At 68.2% G+C, this 15,261-nt stretch carries 17 protein-coding genes; 13 read left to right on the top strand and 4 right to left on the bottom strand.

Annotation, left to right across the window (positions count from 1 at the left end; genetic code table 11):
• The 8 genes from V8246_RS14755 to V8246_RS14720 all read left to right on the top strand — a co-directional run.
• Nucleotides 1-619: methyl-accepting chemotaxis protein (locus V8246_RS14755; protein ID WP_336189862.1), on the top strand; the 619-nt coding region annotated here is incomplete at its 5' end.
• A 101-nt stretch (nucleotides 620-720) separates the two neighbouring features.
• Nucleotides 721-1,638 carry a CheR family methyltransferase gene (locus V8246_RS14750; protein ID WP_336189861.1) on the top strand — a complete coding sequence of 306 codons (918 nt, stop codon included), beginning with the start codon at nucleotides 721-723 and terminating at the stop codon, nucleotides 1,636-1,638.
• A complete protein-coding gene (gene cheD / locus V8246_RS14745) occupies nucleotides 1,635-2,237 on the top strand; it encodes a chemoreceptor glutamine deamidase CheD (RefSeq protein WP_185896359.1) in 603 nt (200 codons plus the stop codon). Before V8246_RS14750 ends, cheD begins: the two co-directional genes overlap by 4 nt.
• Nucleotides 2,234-3,304 (top strand): chemotaxis response regulator protein-glutamate methylesterase, encoded by a 1,071-nt coding sequence (locus V8246_RS14740; protein WP_336189876.1) that lies wholly within the window; start codon nucleotides 2,234-2,236, stop codon nucleotides 3,302-3,304. The genes cheD and V8246_RS14740 overlap by 4 nt, the downstream gene beginning before the upstream one ends.
• Nucleotides 3,305-3,591: 287 nt before the next feature.
• Nucleotides 3,592-4,782, top strand: a complete 1,191-nt coding sequence (locus V8246_RS14735; RefSeq protein ID WP_185896360.1) for a methyl-accepting chemotaxis protein — start codon at nucleotides 3,592-3,594, stop codon at nucleotides 4,780-4,782.
• Between the two features lie 44 nt (nucleotides 4,783-4,826).
• Nucleotides 4,827-5,549 carry a histidine kinase gene (locus tag V8246_RS14730; protein WP_336189859.1) on the top strand — a complete coding sequence of 241 codons (723 nt, stop codon included), beginning with the start codon at nucleotides 4,827-4,829 and terminating at the stop codon, nucleotides 5,547-5,549.
• A gap of 65 nt (nucleotides 5,550-5,614) precedes the next feature.
• Complete coding sequence (locus V8246_RS14725) at nucleotides 5,615-7,261, top strand: EAL domain-containing protein (protein WP_336189875.1); 1,647 nt, start codon at nucleotides 5,615-5,617, stop codon at nucleotides 7,259-7,261.
• Complete coding sequence (locus V8246_RS14720; RefSeq protein WP_336189857.1) at nucleotides 7,254-7,517, top strand: GIY-YIG nuclease family protein; 264 nt, start codon at nucleotides 7,254-7,256, stop codon at nucleotides 7,515-7,517. Before V8246_RS14725 ends, V8246_RS14720 begins: the two co-directional genes overlap by 8 nt.
• Before the next feature lie 146 nt (nucleotides 7,518-7,663).
• Here V8246_RS14720 and V8246_RS14715 read toward each other — a convergent pair whose 3' ends face one another.
• The 4 genes from V8246_RS14715 to flgA all read right to left on the bottom strand — a co-directional run bounded on the left by V8246_RS14715 (nucleotide 7,664) and on the right by flgA (nucleotide 10,476).
• Nucleotides 7,664-8,815: an ATP-binding protein gene (locus V8246_RS14715; protein WP_187574772.1), complete on the bottom strand. Its 1,152-nt coding sequence runs from the start codon at nucleotides 8,813-8,815 to the stop codon at nucleotides 7,664-7,666.
• 188 nt (nucleotides 8,816-9,003) lie between these two features.
• Complete coding sequence (locus tag V8246_RS14710) at nucleotides 9,004-9,348, bottom strand: flagellar protein FlgN (protein WP_312771412.1); 345 nt, start codon at nucleotides 9,346-9,348, stop codon at nucleotides 9,004-9,006.
• A gap of 5 nt (nucleotides 9,349-9,353) precedes the next feature.
• Nucleotides 9,354-9,662, bottom strand: a complete 309-nt coding sequence (flgM, locus tag V8246_RS14705) for a flagellar biosynthesis anti-sigma factor FlgM (RefSeq protein WP_336189854.1) — start codon at nucleotides 9,660-9,662, stop codon at nucleotides 9,354-9,356.
• Between the two features lie 166 nt (nucleotides 9,663-9,828).
• A complete protein-coding gene (flgA, locus tag V8246_RS14700) occupies nucleotides 9,829-10,476 on the bottom strand; it encodes a flagellar basal body P-ring formation chaperone FlgA (RefSeq protein WP_336189853.1) in 648 nt (215 codons plus the stop codon).
• An 817-nt stretch (nucleotides 10,477-11,293) separates the two neighbouring features.
• On the opposite strand from flgA, the gene V8246_RS14695 reads away from it, so the two are divergent.
• The 5 genes from V8246_RS14695 (at nucleotide 11,294) to flgE (ending at nucleotide 15,215) form a co-directional block, all read left to right on the top strand.
• A complete protein-coding gene (locus V8246_RS14695) occupies nucleotides 11,294-12,247 on the top strand; it encodes a chemotaxis protein (protein ID WP_336189852.1) in 954 nt (317 codons plus the stop codon).
• Nucleotides 12,248-12,443: 196 nt separating this feature from the next.
• Nucleotides 12,444-12,830, top strand: coding sequence for a flagellar basal body rod protein FlgB (gene flgB, locus V8246_RS14690; protein WP_162110328.1), 387 nt, complete (start codon nucleotides 12,444-12,446; stop codon nucleotides 12,828-12,830).
• An 11-nt stretch (nucleotides 12,831-12,841) separates the two neighbouring features.
• Nucleotides 12,842-13,249 (top strand): flagellar basal body rod protein FlgC, encoded by a 408-nt coding sequence (gene flgC / locus V8246_RS14685; RefSeq protein ID WP_142124952.1) that lies wholly within the window; start codon nucleotides 12,842-12,844, stop codon nucleotides 13,247-13,249.
• A 26-nt stretch (nucleotides 13,250-13,275) separates the two neighbouring features.
• Nucleotides 13,276-13,959: a flagellar hook capping FlgD N-terminal domain-containing protein gene (locus V8246_RS14680; protein WP_336189851.1), complete on the top strand. Its 684-nt coding sequence runs from the start codon at nucleotides 13,276-13,278 to the stop codon at nucleotides 13,957-13,959.
• Nucleotides 13,960-13,994: 35 nt separating this feature from the next.
• Nucleotides 13,995-15,215 carry a flagellar hook protein FlgE gene (flgE, locus tag V8246_RS14675; protein WP_185896367.1) on the top strand — a complete coding sequence of 407 codons (1,221 nt, stop codon included), beginning with the start codon at nucleotides 13,995-13,997 and terminating at the stop codon, nucleotides 15,213-15,215.
• Nucleotides 15,216-15,261: the final 46 nt, after the last annotated feature.

Raw genomic sequence — 15,261 nt, 5'->3', positions numbered from 1 at the left:
GATCGCCGAGATCATCTCCGTCATCGACGGCATCGCCTTCCAGACCAACATCCTGGCGCTCAATGCCGCGGTGGAAGCCGCGCGTGCCGGCGAGCAGGGCCGCGGCTTCGCCGTGGTCGCCAGCGAAGTGCGTACCCTCGCCCAGCGTTCGGCCAACGCGGCCAAGGAGATCAAGGGCCTGATCGAGACGTCCGTCGACAAGGTGGCCGATGGCTCCAAGCTCGTGAACCAGGCCGGCGCCACCATGGGCGAGATCGTCGCCAGCGTGCAGCGCGTGACCGACATCATGTCCGAGATCTCCGCTGCTTCGCAGGAACAGAGCGCGGGCATCGAACAGGTCAACCAGACCATCACCCAGATGGACGAGACCACCCAGCAGAACGCTGCGCTGGTGGAGGAAGCCTCGGCCGCCGCCCGCTCCATGGAAGAGCAGGCGCAGGCTCTCAGCGAGTCGGTCTCGGTGTTCAAGCTGCATGCGCACGCGGCACCCACGGCGGCCGTCAGGCAGCCCGCCCGCCCCGCGCCCGCGGTGGCGCCGGTGAAGCCGATGGCACGCCCCGCCGCCCCGGCCGCCCTGGAGCCCGCGCTGGCCGAAGGCGACGACTGGCAGGAGTTCTGAGGCACGCCGTTTGCATTGTCTGACCCGTCACCGGTGTTCCGTCCTGTCGATGGGGCGCCGGTGACGGAAGCCCGCCCGCATCCCGTCCGCTCGAGCCCTCCATGTCCGTCAGCACCCGCTTCCCGGCCCACGCCGCCGCCACGATCCGACGGACCCCTGCCCCCCCCGCCAACCGTGACGACACCCCGGTGCCGGGCACGCGCGACTTCGAGTTCGACGACCGCGATTTCCGCCGGGTGGCCGACCTGATCCGCCAGCGTGCCGGCATCGCACTGGCCGACGGCAAGCGCGACATGGTCTACGGCCGCCTGTCCAGGCGCCTGCGCGCGCTCGGGCTGCGCAGCTTCAAGGACTACCTGGACCAGCTGGAACGCGATGGCGGCGACGAATGGCAGGCCTTCACCAATGCGCTGACCACCAACCTCACGTCGTTCTTCCGCGAGCCGCACCATTTCGAGCGTCTGCAGGAAGAACTGGCCAAACGCCGCAACGATGGTCCGCTGAAGATCTGGTCCTGTGCCGCTTCCACCGGCGAGGAGCCGTATTCCATCGCCATCACCGCCTGCGAGGCTTACGGCACGCTGACACCGCCGATACGCATCCTGGCCACCGACGTGGACACCCAGGTGCTGGCCACCGGCGAGCGTGGCGTCTATCCGATCGAACGCATCGCCGGCCTGGACGATGCCCTGAAGCGCCGCTATTTCCAACGCGGCAGCGGCCCCAACGAAGGCAAGTGCCGCGTGCATCCGGCATTGCGCCAGCTGATCGAATTCAGGCCACTGAACCTGCTTGCGCCGCGCTACGAGGTATCCGGTCCGTTCGTGGCGATGTTCTGCCGCAACGTGATGATCTACTTCGACAAGCCCACGCAGCGGGCCATCCTGACGCGCCTGGTCCCGCACCTGGCCGACGATGGCATGCTGTACACCGGGCACTCGGAGAACTACCTGCACGCGGCGGACATCATCCAGCCCTGCGGGCGCACGCTGTACCGGCGCGCCGGGACGGCCGCATGAGTGCCGCCGCTGCCGCCTTCGCCGATGGCCGCGTGATGCGGTACCACGATGCCCGCTTCAAGACCGAAGCGGCCAAGCTGCTGCCCACCCAGTACCTGGTGGTCGACAACGACACCGCGCTGGTCACCGTGCTGGGTTCGTGCGTGGCCGCGTGCATCCGCGACCCGCTGCTCAAACTGGGCGGGATGAACCACTTCCTGCTCCCCGACGGCAACGTGGGCGACGGTGCGCCGGCGCGTTACGGCAGCTACGCGATGGAACTGTTGATCAACGACCTGCTCAAGCGCGGTGCGGCACGCAACCGGCTGGAAGCCAAGGTGTTCGGCGGCGCCAACGTGCTGAAGGGGTTCACCAGCAATCCGGTAGGCACGCGCAACGCAGAATTCGTGCGCCGCTATCTGGATGCCGAGCGCATCCCGGTGATGGCCGAAGACCTGCGCGGCATCCATCCGCGCAAGGTCTGGTACTTCCCGCAGACCGGGCGCGCCGTCGTCCAGCGCCTGCCGCACGCGCACGATGCCGAAGTGCTGGCCGCCGAGTCCGCTGCCCGCGCCCGCCTGTCCAAGGCCCCGGTCACCGGGGGCGTGGAGCTGTTCTGATGAGTACGACCCCTTGCCGCGTGCTGATCGTCGACGACTCGGCGGTGGTACGCCAGATCCTGACCGAGATCCTGTCGCGCGACCCCGCCATCGAGGTCGTCGGTTCCGCCGCCGACCCGCTGCTGGCGCGCGACAAGATCAAGCGCCTGAACCCGGACGTGATGACGCTGGACGTGGAAATGCCGCGCATGGACGGGCTGGCCTTCCTGGAAAACGTCATGCGCCTGCGGCCGATGCCGGTGGTGATGATCTCCTCGCTGACCGAGCGCGGCGCCGATACCACGCTGCAGGCGCTGGCGTTGGGCGCGGTGGATTTCGTCTCCAAGCCCAAGCTGGACGTCGCCAGCGGCCTGCAGGCCTACGCCGACGAGATCATCGCCAAGGTCAAGGCCGCCGCGAAGGCGCGCGTGCGCCCGCTGGCCCGCACCAGCGCGCCGCGCACTGGGCTGGACACCGCGCTGCCGGCGCCGCCGGCGCTGCGCTTCCGCACCACCGACCGTCTGATCGCCATCGGCGCTTCCGCCGGCGGCACCGAGGCCCTGCGCGTGGTGCTGGAGCAGATGCCGGCCGACGCGCCCGCCATCGTCCTGACCCAGCACATCCCGGCCGGTTTCAGCCGCGCCTTCGCCGAACGCCTGGACCGCCATTCGGCCATGGCCGTGCGCGAGGCGACCGATGGCGAAGCCATCCTGCCCGGCCACGCCTACCTTCCCCCCGGCGGCCAGCACATGCGCGTGATACGCGACGGCGCCCGCTGGCGCTGCCGCATCGACGACGGCCCGGCGGTGAACCGCCACAAGCCGGCCGTGGACGTACTGTTCCGTTCCGTCGCCCAGAGCGCGGGCGGCAACGCGGTCGGCGCCATCCTGACCGGCATGGGCGACGACGGCGCCCGCGGCCTGCTGGAGATGAGCCAGGCCGGCGCGCCCACCCTGGTGCAGGACGAAGCCACCAGCGTGGTCTGGGGCATGCCCGGCGCGGCCATGCGGCTGGGCGCGGCCAAGGAAACCGTACCGCTGGAACGCATCGCGCAGCGGCTGCTGGACCTGGCGGCGGCGATCGCCTGAGTCTCCGGAATCCCCACTGCGGGCCTGCTGCAGGAGCGACGTGAGTCGCGACCGCACGGTCGAAGCTGCCCTGGCTCGCGATTCAGGCAAGGAGCCTTACCGGGCAAGAATCCCTGTCCATCTGCATTCAGGATTTTCGCAGGCCGCGGTCGCGACTCACGTCGCTCCGACAGAAAGCAGCAACGACGGTCACAGATCATCCGTTCGCGCGAAACCATGGGATTTCCCGCCTAAAGAGCCGTTCCGCACGGCCGATACTCCACAGTGAGCTTCATCAGAGAGCACCCATGTACTCGCGCATCCTGGTTCGTCTGGCGGCACCCCTCATCCTGACCCTGCTGTTCCCGCTGTCGGTCGGTCTCGACTGGCCCAACGCCCTGCAGTGGGCCCTGCTGACATCGCTGACCCTGGCCTGGCTGATCTTCGCCTGGCTGTCGGTCGTCAACTCGCACCAGATCTCGCCGGAGCATGCCAGCGTCGTGCGCGAACAGGATGCGCTGCTGAGCGAGCTGCGCCGCTTCGTCAACAACGAGATCGAAGGCTCGCGCCACGAGATCGACCGCGCCCGCGAACTGATCCGCGAGGCCGTCGGCAGCCTCGGGGGCAGCTTCGACGCGATGAACCGCAAGTCGCGCGAACAGAGCGCGGCCATCGCCCGCATCATCGACCGCAACGGCGACGGGGACCGCGCAGGCGTGGACGTGGCGCGTTTCGCCCAGAACGCCAGCCAGCGCATGGAGCAACTGGTGGAAGCGCTGGAGCAGGTGGCCGGCCAGAGCGGCACCACCGTGCACCACATCGATGATATGGCCCAGCACCTGGACGGCATCTTCTCGTTGCTGGAGGACGTGAAGTCGATCGCCGACCAGACCAACCTGCTGGCGCTGAACGCCGCCATCGAAGCGGCCCGCGCCGGCGAGGCCGGCCGCGGCTTCGCCGTCGTCGCCGACGAGGTGCGCAACCTGTCCGAGCGTTCCACCGCCTTCAACGAACAGATCCGCAAGCTGGCGCACAGCTCGAAGGAATCCATCGCCAAGGTGCGCGACACCGTGTCCCACATGGCCTCGCGCGACCTGGACCGCTCCCGCGAGGCGCGTGCCGAAGCCGCCGGCATGCTGAGCCAGGTCGCAGCCATCAACGCCTCGCTGGGCGATGGCATGCGCGAGGTCTCGATGTGCGGCCACGCCATCGACGCCAGCGTGGCCGATGCGGTCCGTTCGCTGCAGTTCGAAGACATCGCCACCCAGTCGCTGGGCAGTGCGGTGACGCACCTGGAGCGCCTGGCCACCATCAATAAGGAAGCCGTCGCCCTGCAGGAACTGCTGCACCGCTCCGGCGGCGCGACGGACAACGAGCTGCTCAGCGCGCTGCGCCTGATCGGCAACCGCCTGCGCGACCAGCGCACGGAATGGGAGCGGCCGCCGCACAAGCCGGTGGCGCAGCAGAACATGGGCGCCGGCACGGTGGAGCTGTTCTGAGCCTGTCGTCCATTTCCGGCTGAGACCACCACGGGGCGATCGCGATGCGGTCGCCCCTTGGCGTTTTCACCGCTCGCCACGTGGTCGACCGCGAGGCGCGGCTGGCATACTGCCGCGACCGCCCTGCGCACCGGCCGACGCCCATGCCGTCCACTTCCACGCTGCTGCTCCAGCTGTTCCGCCTGCAGGAGGAGGAACGCGCGCGGGTGGGACGCGCCCTGCACAACCAGGTGGGACAGGCCCTGTCGGCCATCCGGATGGGCGCGCACCTGGTGCAGTCGGAAGACGACGCCTACCTGCGTGCGGAGGACCTGCACGACATCATTCGGACCAGCGACGAAACGGTGGCGATCCTGCGCGACCTGCACGCGCTCCTGCACCCGCCTCAGCTGGACGCCATCGGCCTGGACGCGGCGCTGCGCGCCGAGGTCGAGCGCCACTTTGCGCCGGGCACGCTTTCGGCTTCGCTGCAGCCGCTGCCCCGCGCACCGCGCGCAGACCTCGCACTCGTGGCCTTCCGCATCGGCCAGGCCCTCCTCCGGCAAGCGGCCACGCGTGCAGACGGCGGCGCGCATGTGGCGCTGGCGGACGACGACGACGCCTTCGTGCTGACCGCCCACGACATCCCTGGCGAGCTGCCCGATGCCGCATTGTGGCGTGCGCTGGCAGGCGCCGCCGGGGGACGGCTCGACGAACAGGGGGGCAGCCACTGGCGACTTCGCCTACCCTATGGGCCGGCACCCGCGACGTCCCCCGACCCCGCTTGAACACCGAGCACGCCCACCTGCCCCGCCTGCCCCGCCTGGGTGCCGGCGAACCCGACCTGCAGCGGATGGTCGACGCCGCCAATGCGGGCGGAACGCCGCTGATGCTGCTGTACCTGGACATCGACCACTTCCGCTCGATCAACGAGAACATGGGCGTGGAAGTCGGCGACGAGGCGCTGGCCATCCTCAGCGACCGCCTGCAGCAGGGGCTGGGCCCCGAGGCGCGTGCCTGGCGGCATGGCAGCGACGAATTCATCGTGGCCGTGCCGCGCCTGCCCGGCATCTTGCCGCCCGAGCGCTTCGGCGACGCGCTGCGCGAGCAGATCGAACTGCCGATGACGGTGCTGCCCTACACGCTGTTCCTGACCGGCACGCTGGGCATCGCCCTGTGCCCGGAACACGCGGATACGGCGTCGGGCCTGTTGCAGTGCGCCGAAAGCGCGATGGAACAGGCCAAGCACGAGGGCATGAACCTGGTGCGCCTCTACCGTCGCGGCGCCGCCATCACTGCGCGCAGCGACAGCATCATCGCGCGGCAGATCGTCAACGCCATCCAGCACAACGAACTGCGCCTGTTCTACCAGCCGCAGATCAACGCCCACGACGGCCGCGTGGTCGGCATGGAGACGCTGCTGCGCTGGTACTCGCCCGCCCTGGGCCTGCTGGTGCCCGAGCGCTTCATGCACGTGGCCGAAAAGCTGGGCGTGATCGTGCAGATCGGCGACTGGGTGCTGCGCAACGCCTTCAAGCAGGCGCGCATCTGGCGGGACTGGGGCTTCGACGACTTCGAGATCGCGGTCAATGTCTCGACGCTGCAGCTGCTGCGGCCCAGCTTCGTGGCCGAAGTGCTGGAGGCGATGCAGGAAGCCGGCGTACCGCCGCAGATGGTGGTGCTGGAGGTGCGCCAGAACGCGCTGGCCAAGGACATGAACCTGGTCCACCGCACCCTGGCGCAGCTGCACCGCGAGGGCGTCCGCCTGACCCTGGACGATTTCGGCATGGGCGATTCCAACCTGGATTCGCTGGTCCGCTTCTCGGTGGACAAGATCAAGATCGACCGCAACTTCGTCAAGGGCGTACCCTCCGGCAATCGCGAGGTGGCCATCACCTGCGCCATCATCGCCATGGGACACCAGTTGGGCATGAAGGTCATCGCCCATGGCGTGGAAACCGACACGCAGCTGGGCTTCCTGCGCCGCAACCAGTGCGACATGTTCCAGGGCCACCTGTTCGGCGAGCCGATGAACGCCGAGGACGCGGGCGCCGTGTTGCGCCGCCGCTACCTGCGTGCGGATGCGTTCGCGGCCACCAAGCCCGATCGCACGCTGCTGCTGCTCGACGACGAGGAGAACATCCTGCGCTCGCTGGTGCGCCTGTTCCGCCGCGACGGTTACCGCATCCTGGCCGCCAGCAACGTCACCGACGCGTTCGAACTGCTGGCGACCAACGACGTGCAGGTCATCCTGTCCGACCAGCGCATGTCGGACATGAGCGGCACCGAATTCCTCGGCCGCGTGCGCATGCTGTACCCGGACACCGTGCGCCTGGTGCTGTCCGGCTACACCGACCTGGCCACCGTGACCGAGGCCATCAATCGCGGCGAGATCTACCGCTTCCTCACCAAACCGTGGAACGACGACGACCTGCGCGAGCACATCCGCCAGGCCTTCACCGCGTATGAAAGCCAGCCCCACCACCGCGCACATGCCTGACGCGACACCGTGGTGCCTGTACCTGCTGGAGTGCCGCAACGGCGCCTACTACGCCGGCATCACCAATGGCCTGGAGGCGCGCTATGCCGCGCATCTTGCGGGCACCGGCGCGAAGTATACGCGGGCGAATCCGCCGGTGCGCGTCGTGGCGAGTCGCGCCTATCCGGACCGCAGCGCCGCGTCACGGGCGGAAGCACAGCTCAAGCGGTTACCCAGGGCGAAGAAGCTGGCGTTCTTCGACGCGCCGCCCCTGTAGGAGCGACGTAAGTCGCGATCGCGGAAATCAAACAATCCATTCGGCGATACCATCCACCGGCGGTTGATCGCCTGCTCGACGCTCACCGGCACCGCGTTCATCCGGTCGCGACTTACGTCGCTCCTACAGGGATGCGTGTTGACGGCTCACGCAGCGTCGGCGCTCGGCTGGCGGATCGGCAGCATGATGCGGAAGCAGGCCCCCGCGCCGGGGATGTTGCGCGCCTCGATGCGGCCGTTGTGCTTCTTCACGATGCCGTAGGAGATCGACAGCCCCAGCCCGGTGCCGCTGCCCACCGGCTTGGTGGTGAAGAACGGATCGAAGATGCGCTGCAGGATCTCCTCGGGGATGCCGTGGCCGCTGTCCTGGATCTCGACCCAGACCTCGTCGCCCTCCACGCCCGTACTGACGGTGATGGTGCCGCGCTCGTCGATGGCATGGCTGGCGTTGAGCAGGATGTTCATGAACACCTGGTTCAATTCCGACGGCCGGCACTGCACCAGCGGCAGCTTGCCATAGTGCCTTTCCAGCGTGACCTTGTACTTCAACTCGTTCCAGACGATGTTGATGGTGGAATCCAGGCCGGCATGCAGGTCGGCGGATTTCCAGCTGTCGTCGCGGCCGGAATAGGAGAAGTCCTTGAGGTTGCGGACGATGGCGGTGACGCGCTCGATGCCCTCGCGCGACTCCGCCATCAGCTGCGGCAGGTCGCCGGTGATGAAATCGATGTCGTAGCGCGCGCGCATCTCCTCGATCTCGGGCAGCATCGCCTTCGGGTCCGGCAGGCGCAGCGCGCGCTCGTAGACCTCGATCAGCGAGAACAGGCTGTGCAGGTATTCCTGCAGCGAGCCCAGGTTGGAGTGCACGTAGCCGATGGGGTTGTTGATCTCGTGCGCGACGCCTGCCGCGAGCTGGCCGATGGAGGCCATCTTCTCCGACTGCACCAGCTGCTCCTGCGCACCGGCCAGGCGCACCAGCGTCTGCCGCAGCTGCGCGTGGCGGCGCTGCAGCTCCTGCTGGCGCGCGTGCGCCTCGCTGACGTCGTGGAAGACCACCAGGCAGTGTCCGCCGCCGGGATTGTCGTGGAAATAGGCGCGCACCTGCAGTACGAGGCCGTCGTCCAGGCTCAGGTCGCCGTTCCAGCGGCCATCGGCGCGTGCCGTGGCGATCGCATCCGCCGGCAGCAGCCGGGCAAGCGCGGCCAGCGCATCGTGTTCGTCGTTCACCAACGCCAGCGCGGCGGCGTTCGCATGGAGGGGGCGCGCATCGCCGCGACAGAGGAGGTAGCCGTCATCCATCAGTTCGGCCAGCGCCTTCAGGTCGGCGAACGTCGGTATGTCTTCCGACGCACAGGCGTGGGGGAAGGGATTCGGGGATGGGGCGGTGGCCACGGACGCATCGGACGGCGGCGACGGGGCGCCAGTATCCGGCGCGCCTTGGGCAGCGGCAAGGTGCGATGTCGCAGTTTGCGGATCGGGCACCGGGCTCAGGCGACCGCGAGCGGGCGCGGGGCGGACAGCGTGGACGTCTGTCCCTGCGCATCGTAGGCGCCGCTGCTTTCGGCGCGGCCGAGATGGCGCAGGGCCCAATTCACTTCTCGCCGGCGGCGCGCCAGCAGGATGCCGTTGGCATGGTTCATTTCGGCCAGTTCGGTCAGGCGCCCCTGCAGTTCGTCGGGGAAACCGTAGCCCGCGGCGGCCGCTTCCAGCGCGCGCAGCGCATCCAGCTTTTCCTGGGTGCACCGCACCAGGCCTTCCACGTCATGTTCGACGATGGCGCGACGCTCCTCTTCCAGGGCCGCGGACAGTCGCTGGAGGGGGGCGTGCGTCATCGTGATCAGCCGCCGAGCTGGTCTTCCAGGCCGAGCATGCCGTCGGCGATGGCTTCGGCGTTGATCGTGTACGTGCCGGCCTGCAGCGCTTCGCGCACGGCCTGCACGCGGGCGTGGTCGATGGCCGGCGCGGTGGACAGCTCGCGCTGCATCGCCTGCAGGCTGGTGGCCTCACCGGTCAGGCGCAGGCTGTCGCCGCCGGCGCTGGCTTCCACCGGCCGCGAACGTTCGGCACCCGCCGGCGCGACACGGCCGCCTACGGGGCCCGTGGTGCGTACGGCGGCAGGGGGAGTGCCTTCGATTTTCTGGCTCATGTTGGTTCACCTGTAACAGGGTTCATCGAGGTTATCGGCTGGGACCACGCCAACTTTAGTGACGGATTCCACAATTCCGCTGAAGGCCGGATGGTCGACGGCTTTTCCACCCAGCGTTGGTATCGGCGCCCCGACGGACAACTTGAGGGGCCATTGAGATTTCTTTTCAACGGCTGACCCAGACGTCGCCGCCCGGCCCCACCACGCCCTGCACCACGCGGTGGGACGAGAGGTTTTCCACGGTCACCCGTTCGTTCTCGCCGGCATCGCCCAGCGCCTTGCCGACCACGCGCACCTCCACCCCGCCGCGGCGGGACACCAGCGCGACGTTGTCGCCCCGGCGGATCAGGCGCTGGGCCACCAGGTCGGTCGCCGACAGCACGGCACCGGCCGACAAGGTGCGGCGCGCGACGCGACCGACGGCCTGGGCAGGATCGGCCACGGCCGCACCGACGATGCGTGAGGCATCGCGGGTTTCGGGAATGAAAGCATCGGCGGTGATCGTTTCGCCCGGTGCGATGCCGCGGCTCAGCACCAGTACCGTCTGGCTGCGGCGTACGCGCACCGGCACGAACAGGCGCCAGCCATCGGGACAGCCGACCTCCACGCTGTTGCTGGCCTGGACACGTGCGACCAGCGCGGCGCCACAGCGCGGCAGGCGCAGGGCGGGATCGAGCGTGGCCTCGGCTTCACTGCCGGCAGGCAAGGCGCCGAGAGCGGCGGCCTTGATGCTGTCGACCGGCTGGAAGTCCGCGGCCAGCACGGCGCATGCGGTCAGACCGCCGATCAGGGCGGTGGTGAGGCGCAGCAGCATGGGCGGGCTCCGTCGGTTCATCGGCGGGGAGGTTGCAAGGGATGTGCCAGCAGTGACCCCTCTCCCTGCGGCGACCGAAGGAAGTCCCTGTGGGAGAGAGGGGTTGGGGTGAGGGGCAACGAAGCCCGTCCCGGTCGATCAAAGGCAGTCTCGCAACCTGCACCATTCAGTCGACGCGCTCACTGCGAACGTGCAATGCGATTGAATCCTTCCGAGTGGGTCAGTGCTAGGTCGGGCTTGGCGCCGCTCGCCGCGGGGGCCCTACTTTTCTTTGCTTGTGCAAAGAAAAGTAGGCAAAAGAAACACCCCCCGGCGGTCCGCCCGCCGCACGCGGCGGGTTCGCATTCACGACGGGAATTTTCGGCCAGGGCATCCTGCCCTGGCCGAAAACGGCGCACATCCATGTGCGCCGCCCTGCGGGTTTTACCCGCCGTGACTGCCGGACCTAAGGGGCCCCAGAAGCCCGCACGGACAAATCCGGCACGCACGCCGTTGCCCTGGCTCTTCGGGTTCCCCATGAGGCACGGCGAGCGGGCCGGGTAAAACCCGGAGGGCGCCGTCATGGATGACGGCGTTTCCGTACGGCACAGGGATGTGCCATACGGAAATTCCCGGCCCGCTCGCGGACCCGGAGCGAAGCGCAGGGCGTGCCGCCTGGGGCGTGTTTCTTTGGTTCCTTTCTTTGCACGAGCAAAGAGGTGTTTCTCAACAGCCGAATGGCTGGTCAAGGAACGCCCCCGCGGCGAGCGGCACCATGCCAGGCCGCACGAATGGCACCTGCGCTCAAGACCCCCACCCCACGGCCGATATGCTGGACATGACCCAGGACCTGCTCAACCGCATCGACCAGCGCACCCGCCTGGCCGGCCACAACCGCCTCGCCCTGCTGCTGTTCCGCCTGGGCGGGCGTCAGCTTTTTGGCGTCAACGTCTTCAAGGTGCAGGAAGTCCTGCGCCGGCCCGGCCTGTTCCAGCTGCCCGGACTACCCAGCGAATTCGTCGGCGTGGCCGACGTGCGCGGGCGCTCGGTGCCGGTGCTGGACCTGGGCCTGAGCATCCGCCACCCCGAGCGCGACCCCGACCCCGAGAACGCCCCCAACTACCTGGTGGTGACCGAGTTCAACCGCTCCGTGCAGGGCTTCCTGGTCAGCGGCGTGGAGCGCATCGTCAACATCGCGGTGGAAGACATCCACCCGCCGCCGGAGCTGGGCGCGGAGAACAGCTACCTGACCGCCGTGACGCGCTTCCAGGGCGAGCTGATCCAGGTGATCGACGTGGAAAGCGTGCTGGCCGACATCTGCCAGTCGCGCATGGACGCCACGCTGGCCCCGGAGATGGCCCTGCCTGCCGGTGCGCCGCCGATGCAGGTGCTGGTGGTGGACGATTCACGCGTGGCGCGCTCGCAGATCCGCAGTGTGCTGGAGCAGTTGGGCGTCACCGCCACCCTGCTCTCCGACGGCCGTCAGGCTCTGGACCACCTCTTGCAGGTGCACGCCGCCGGCGAGAACCCGGCCGAGCGCTACGCCATGGTCATCTCCGACATCGAGATGCCCGCCATGGACGGCTACACCCTGACGACGGAAATCCGGCGCCATCCAGGCCTGGCCGGCCTGTACGTGCTGCTGCACACCTCGCTGTCGGGCGTGTTCAACAACGCCATGGTCGAACGGGTCGGCGCCAACGCCTTCGTGGCCAAGTACAGCCCGCATGAGCTGGCCGAGCATGTGCTGTTCCGGCTGAACCAGGTGGCCGCGGCGCAAATGGCAGCCTGATCGTCGTCCCAGCGAACGCTGGGACCCATGTGCTCTTCGCCTAGAAGAGAGAAGGGGTAAAGGGCAGGTTCAAGATGGATCCCGGCCTTCGCCGGGATGACGGCACGGGGATCCCTATCCCTGCCTGGGCGGATGTTCGCCCGGTTCTGGCACACGCCTTGCAGCATCCCCGGCAACGGTCTGCCGGAGCGGTGCCATGTCCAACCCCATCTCCAACTATCTGGGTGTCCATGCCGCGGCGCTGCCGCTGCGCGAGCAGCGCATGCAGCTGATCGCCAGTAACCTGTCCAACGCGGACACGCCCAATTTCAAGGCCAAGGACCTCGACTTCCAGGCCGCCCTGGAGCAGGCCGCCGCCAGGGCCGCGCCCCTGCAGACCACCCACGAGCAGCACCTCACCCTGCTCGATGCCAGCCCTCGCCTGTTCGAGCGCGCGGGCGTGCAGCCCAGCCTGGATGGCAACACCGTGGATGCCGACACCGAACGCGCCGCCTACGGCCGGGCGGCGCTGGAGTACCGCGCCTCGCTGAGCTTCATCGAATCCAAGGTGCGCACCATGCTCACCGCCATCACCGGCCAGTAAGGGGACGCGCCATGAGCAACCTGCCCATCTTCGACGTCGCCGGCTCCGCGCTGCAGGCGCAGTCCGTGCGCCTGAACACCATCGCCAGCAACCTGTCCAACGCCGACTCCATCGCCTCCTCGCCGGAGGCGGTCTACAAGCCGATCGAACCGATCTTCCAGGCGCGCCCGCTCAATGCGGACGGTTCGCTGACCTCGGTGCAGGTGAAGGAGATCACCCAGAGCGAAGCGCCGCCGATCAAGCGCTACGAACCGGGTCACCCGATGGCCGATGGCGACGGTTACGTCTATGCGCCGGATGTCGATCCGGTCGCGCAGATGGTCAACCTGATCTCCGCTTCGCGCGGCTACCAGGCCGGCGTGGAAGTGCTGAACACCGCCAAGGAACTGGCCCTGGCCACCCTGACCATGGGCCGCTGACGGCCTGCCACCGAGCGCACACGCACATGACGACCGTCAACGGCGATCCTTTCGCCGCCCTCAACACCGGCACCACCGGCGCGGCGACCACGGCCAAGAAGGCCGACACGCTGGGACAGGCCGACTTCATGCGGCTGATGACCGAGCAGTTGGCCAACCAGGATCCGCTGAAGCCGCTGTCCAACAGCGAGTTCGTCGCCCAGCTGGCGCAGTTCTCCACCGTGCAGGGCATCAGCGACCTCAACGCCACGGTCAACGGGTTCACCGCGTCACTCACCGGCGACCAGGTGCTGAAGGGCGCCTCGCTGGTCGGACACTCGGTGGTGGTGCCTTCCGAATCCCTTGCCCTGCCCGCCTCCGGCAACGCCACCGGTCTGGTGATGTCGCCCGGGGCCGGCAAGGTCACCTTCGAGATCAAGGACGCCAGCGGCGTGGTGGTGGACACCGTGGAAGTGGAAGCCGGCGCCAAGGGCGAGACCGCGTTCGCCTGGGATGGCGTGAAAGCCAACGGCGAGCGCGCGCCCGAAGGCAGGTACTCCATCAAGGCCACCCATACCGCCAGCGACGGTACCGCCACCGCGCTCAATACCTACGTCGACGCCACGGTCGACAGCGTGACCATCGGCTCCGATGGCCTGTACCTCAACCTGCCCGGCCTGGGCACCGCACCGCTCGACTACGTGCTGCGCATCGGCAAGTCGGCATCCTGACCTCCGCTCCCACCGCATAACGCAAGGAGTCTTCTATGGCATTCAACAGCTCGCTGTCCGGCATGAGGGCGGCCAACGCCGACCTCAACGTCACCTCGCACAACATCGCCAACGTCAACACCACCGGCTTCAAGGAGTCGCGCGCGGAATTCGCCGAGGTGTTCTCGTCCACCGGTTACGGCCTGTTGCGCAACGGCATCGGCGCCGGCGTGCGCCTGACCAACGTGGCCCAGCAGTTCTCGCAGGGCGACATCAACCAGACCGGGCGCTACCTGGACATGGCGGTGGACAAGGAAGGCTTCTTCACCGTCAGCAACAACGGCACCAATGTCTACACGCGTGCCGGCAACTTCCAGCGCGATCCCAACGGCTACGTCACCACGCCCGAGGGCTACCGTCTGCAGGTGTTCCCGCCGCGTGCGGACGGCATCGGCTTCGACACCGGCAACCTGACCGACCTGCGCCTGCTGACCACCGACAGCCCGCCCTCGCCCACCACGCGCGTCGAGCTGGGCGTCACCCTGCCGGGCAACGCCGCCCAGCCGACCATCGCGCCGTTCTCCCCCACCGACAGCGCCAGCTACAACGAAACCACCTCGGTCACCGTGTACGACTCGCTGGGCGTGGCCCACCAGCAGACGGTCTACTACGTGAAGACGCCCAACCCGAACGAATGGCAGATGCATACGTACGTGGACGGGACGTCAATGGGCGCGCCCACCACGGTGCAGTTCGACAACAACGGTACCCTGACCGCGCCGGCCAACGGTCTGGTGACCCTGTCGCCGTTCACGCCCAGCACCGGCGCGGGCGTGCTGAACATGACGCTGGACATCAGTGGCACCACCCAATACGGCGAACAGTTCGCCAAGCGCATCCAGAACCAGGACGGCTACGCCACCGGCAAGCTCAACGAGTTCAGCGTGTCCGAGACTGGCGTGGTCTACGCGCGCTACTCCAACGGGGAAGACCAGGCGCTGGGCCAGGTCGCGCTGGCCAACTTCAGCAATCCGCAGGGGCTGGTGTCGCAGGGCAACAACACCTGGACGCACAGCTACGCCTCCGGCGAACCGCGCATCGGTGCGCCGGGCACCTCCGACTTCGGCCAGGTGGCTTCCGGCGCGCTGGAAGCCTCGACGGTCGACCTGACCGAGCAGCTGGTCAACATGATCGTGGCGCAGCGCAACTTCCAGGCGAACTCGCAGGCCCTGTCCACGCAGGACCAGATCACCCAGGCGGTGATCAACATCAGGTGAGGCGAGGAGTGAGCGGAGAGGAGTGAGGAGTGAGTGGAACCTCCTG

The sequence above is a fragment of the Pseudoxanthomonas sp. F11 genome, from assembly GCF_037046485.1.
Lineage (GTDB): Bacteria > Pseudomonadota > Gammaproteobacteria > Xanthomonadales > Xanthomonadaceae > Pseudoxanthomonas_A.
Note: the sequence above shows the minus strand (reverse complement) of the source record. Positions and strands in the feature narration are given on the sequence as shown.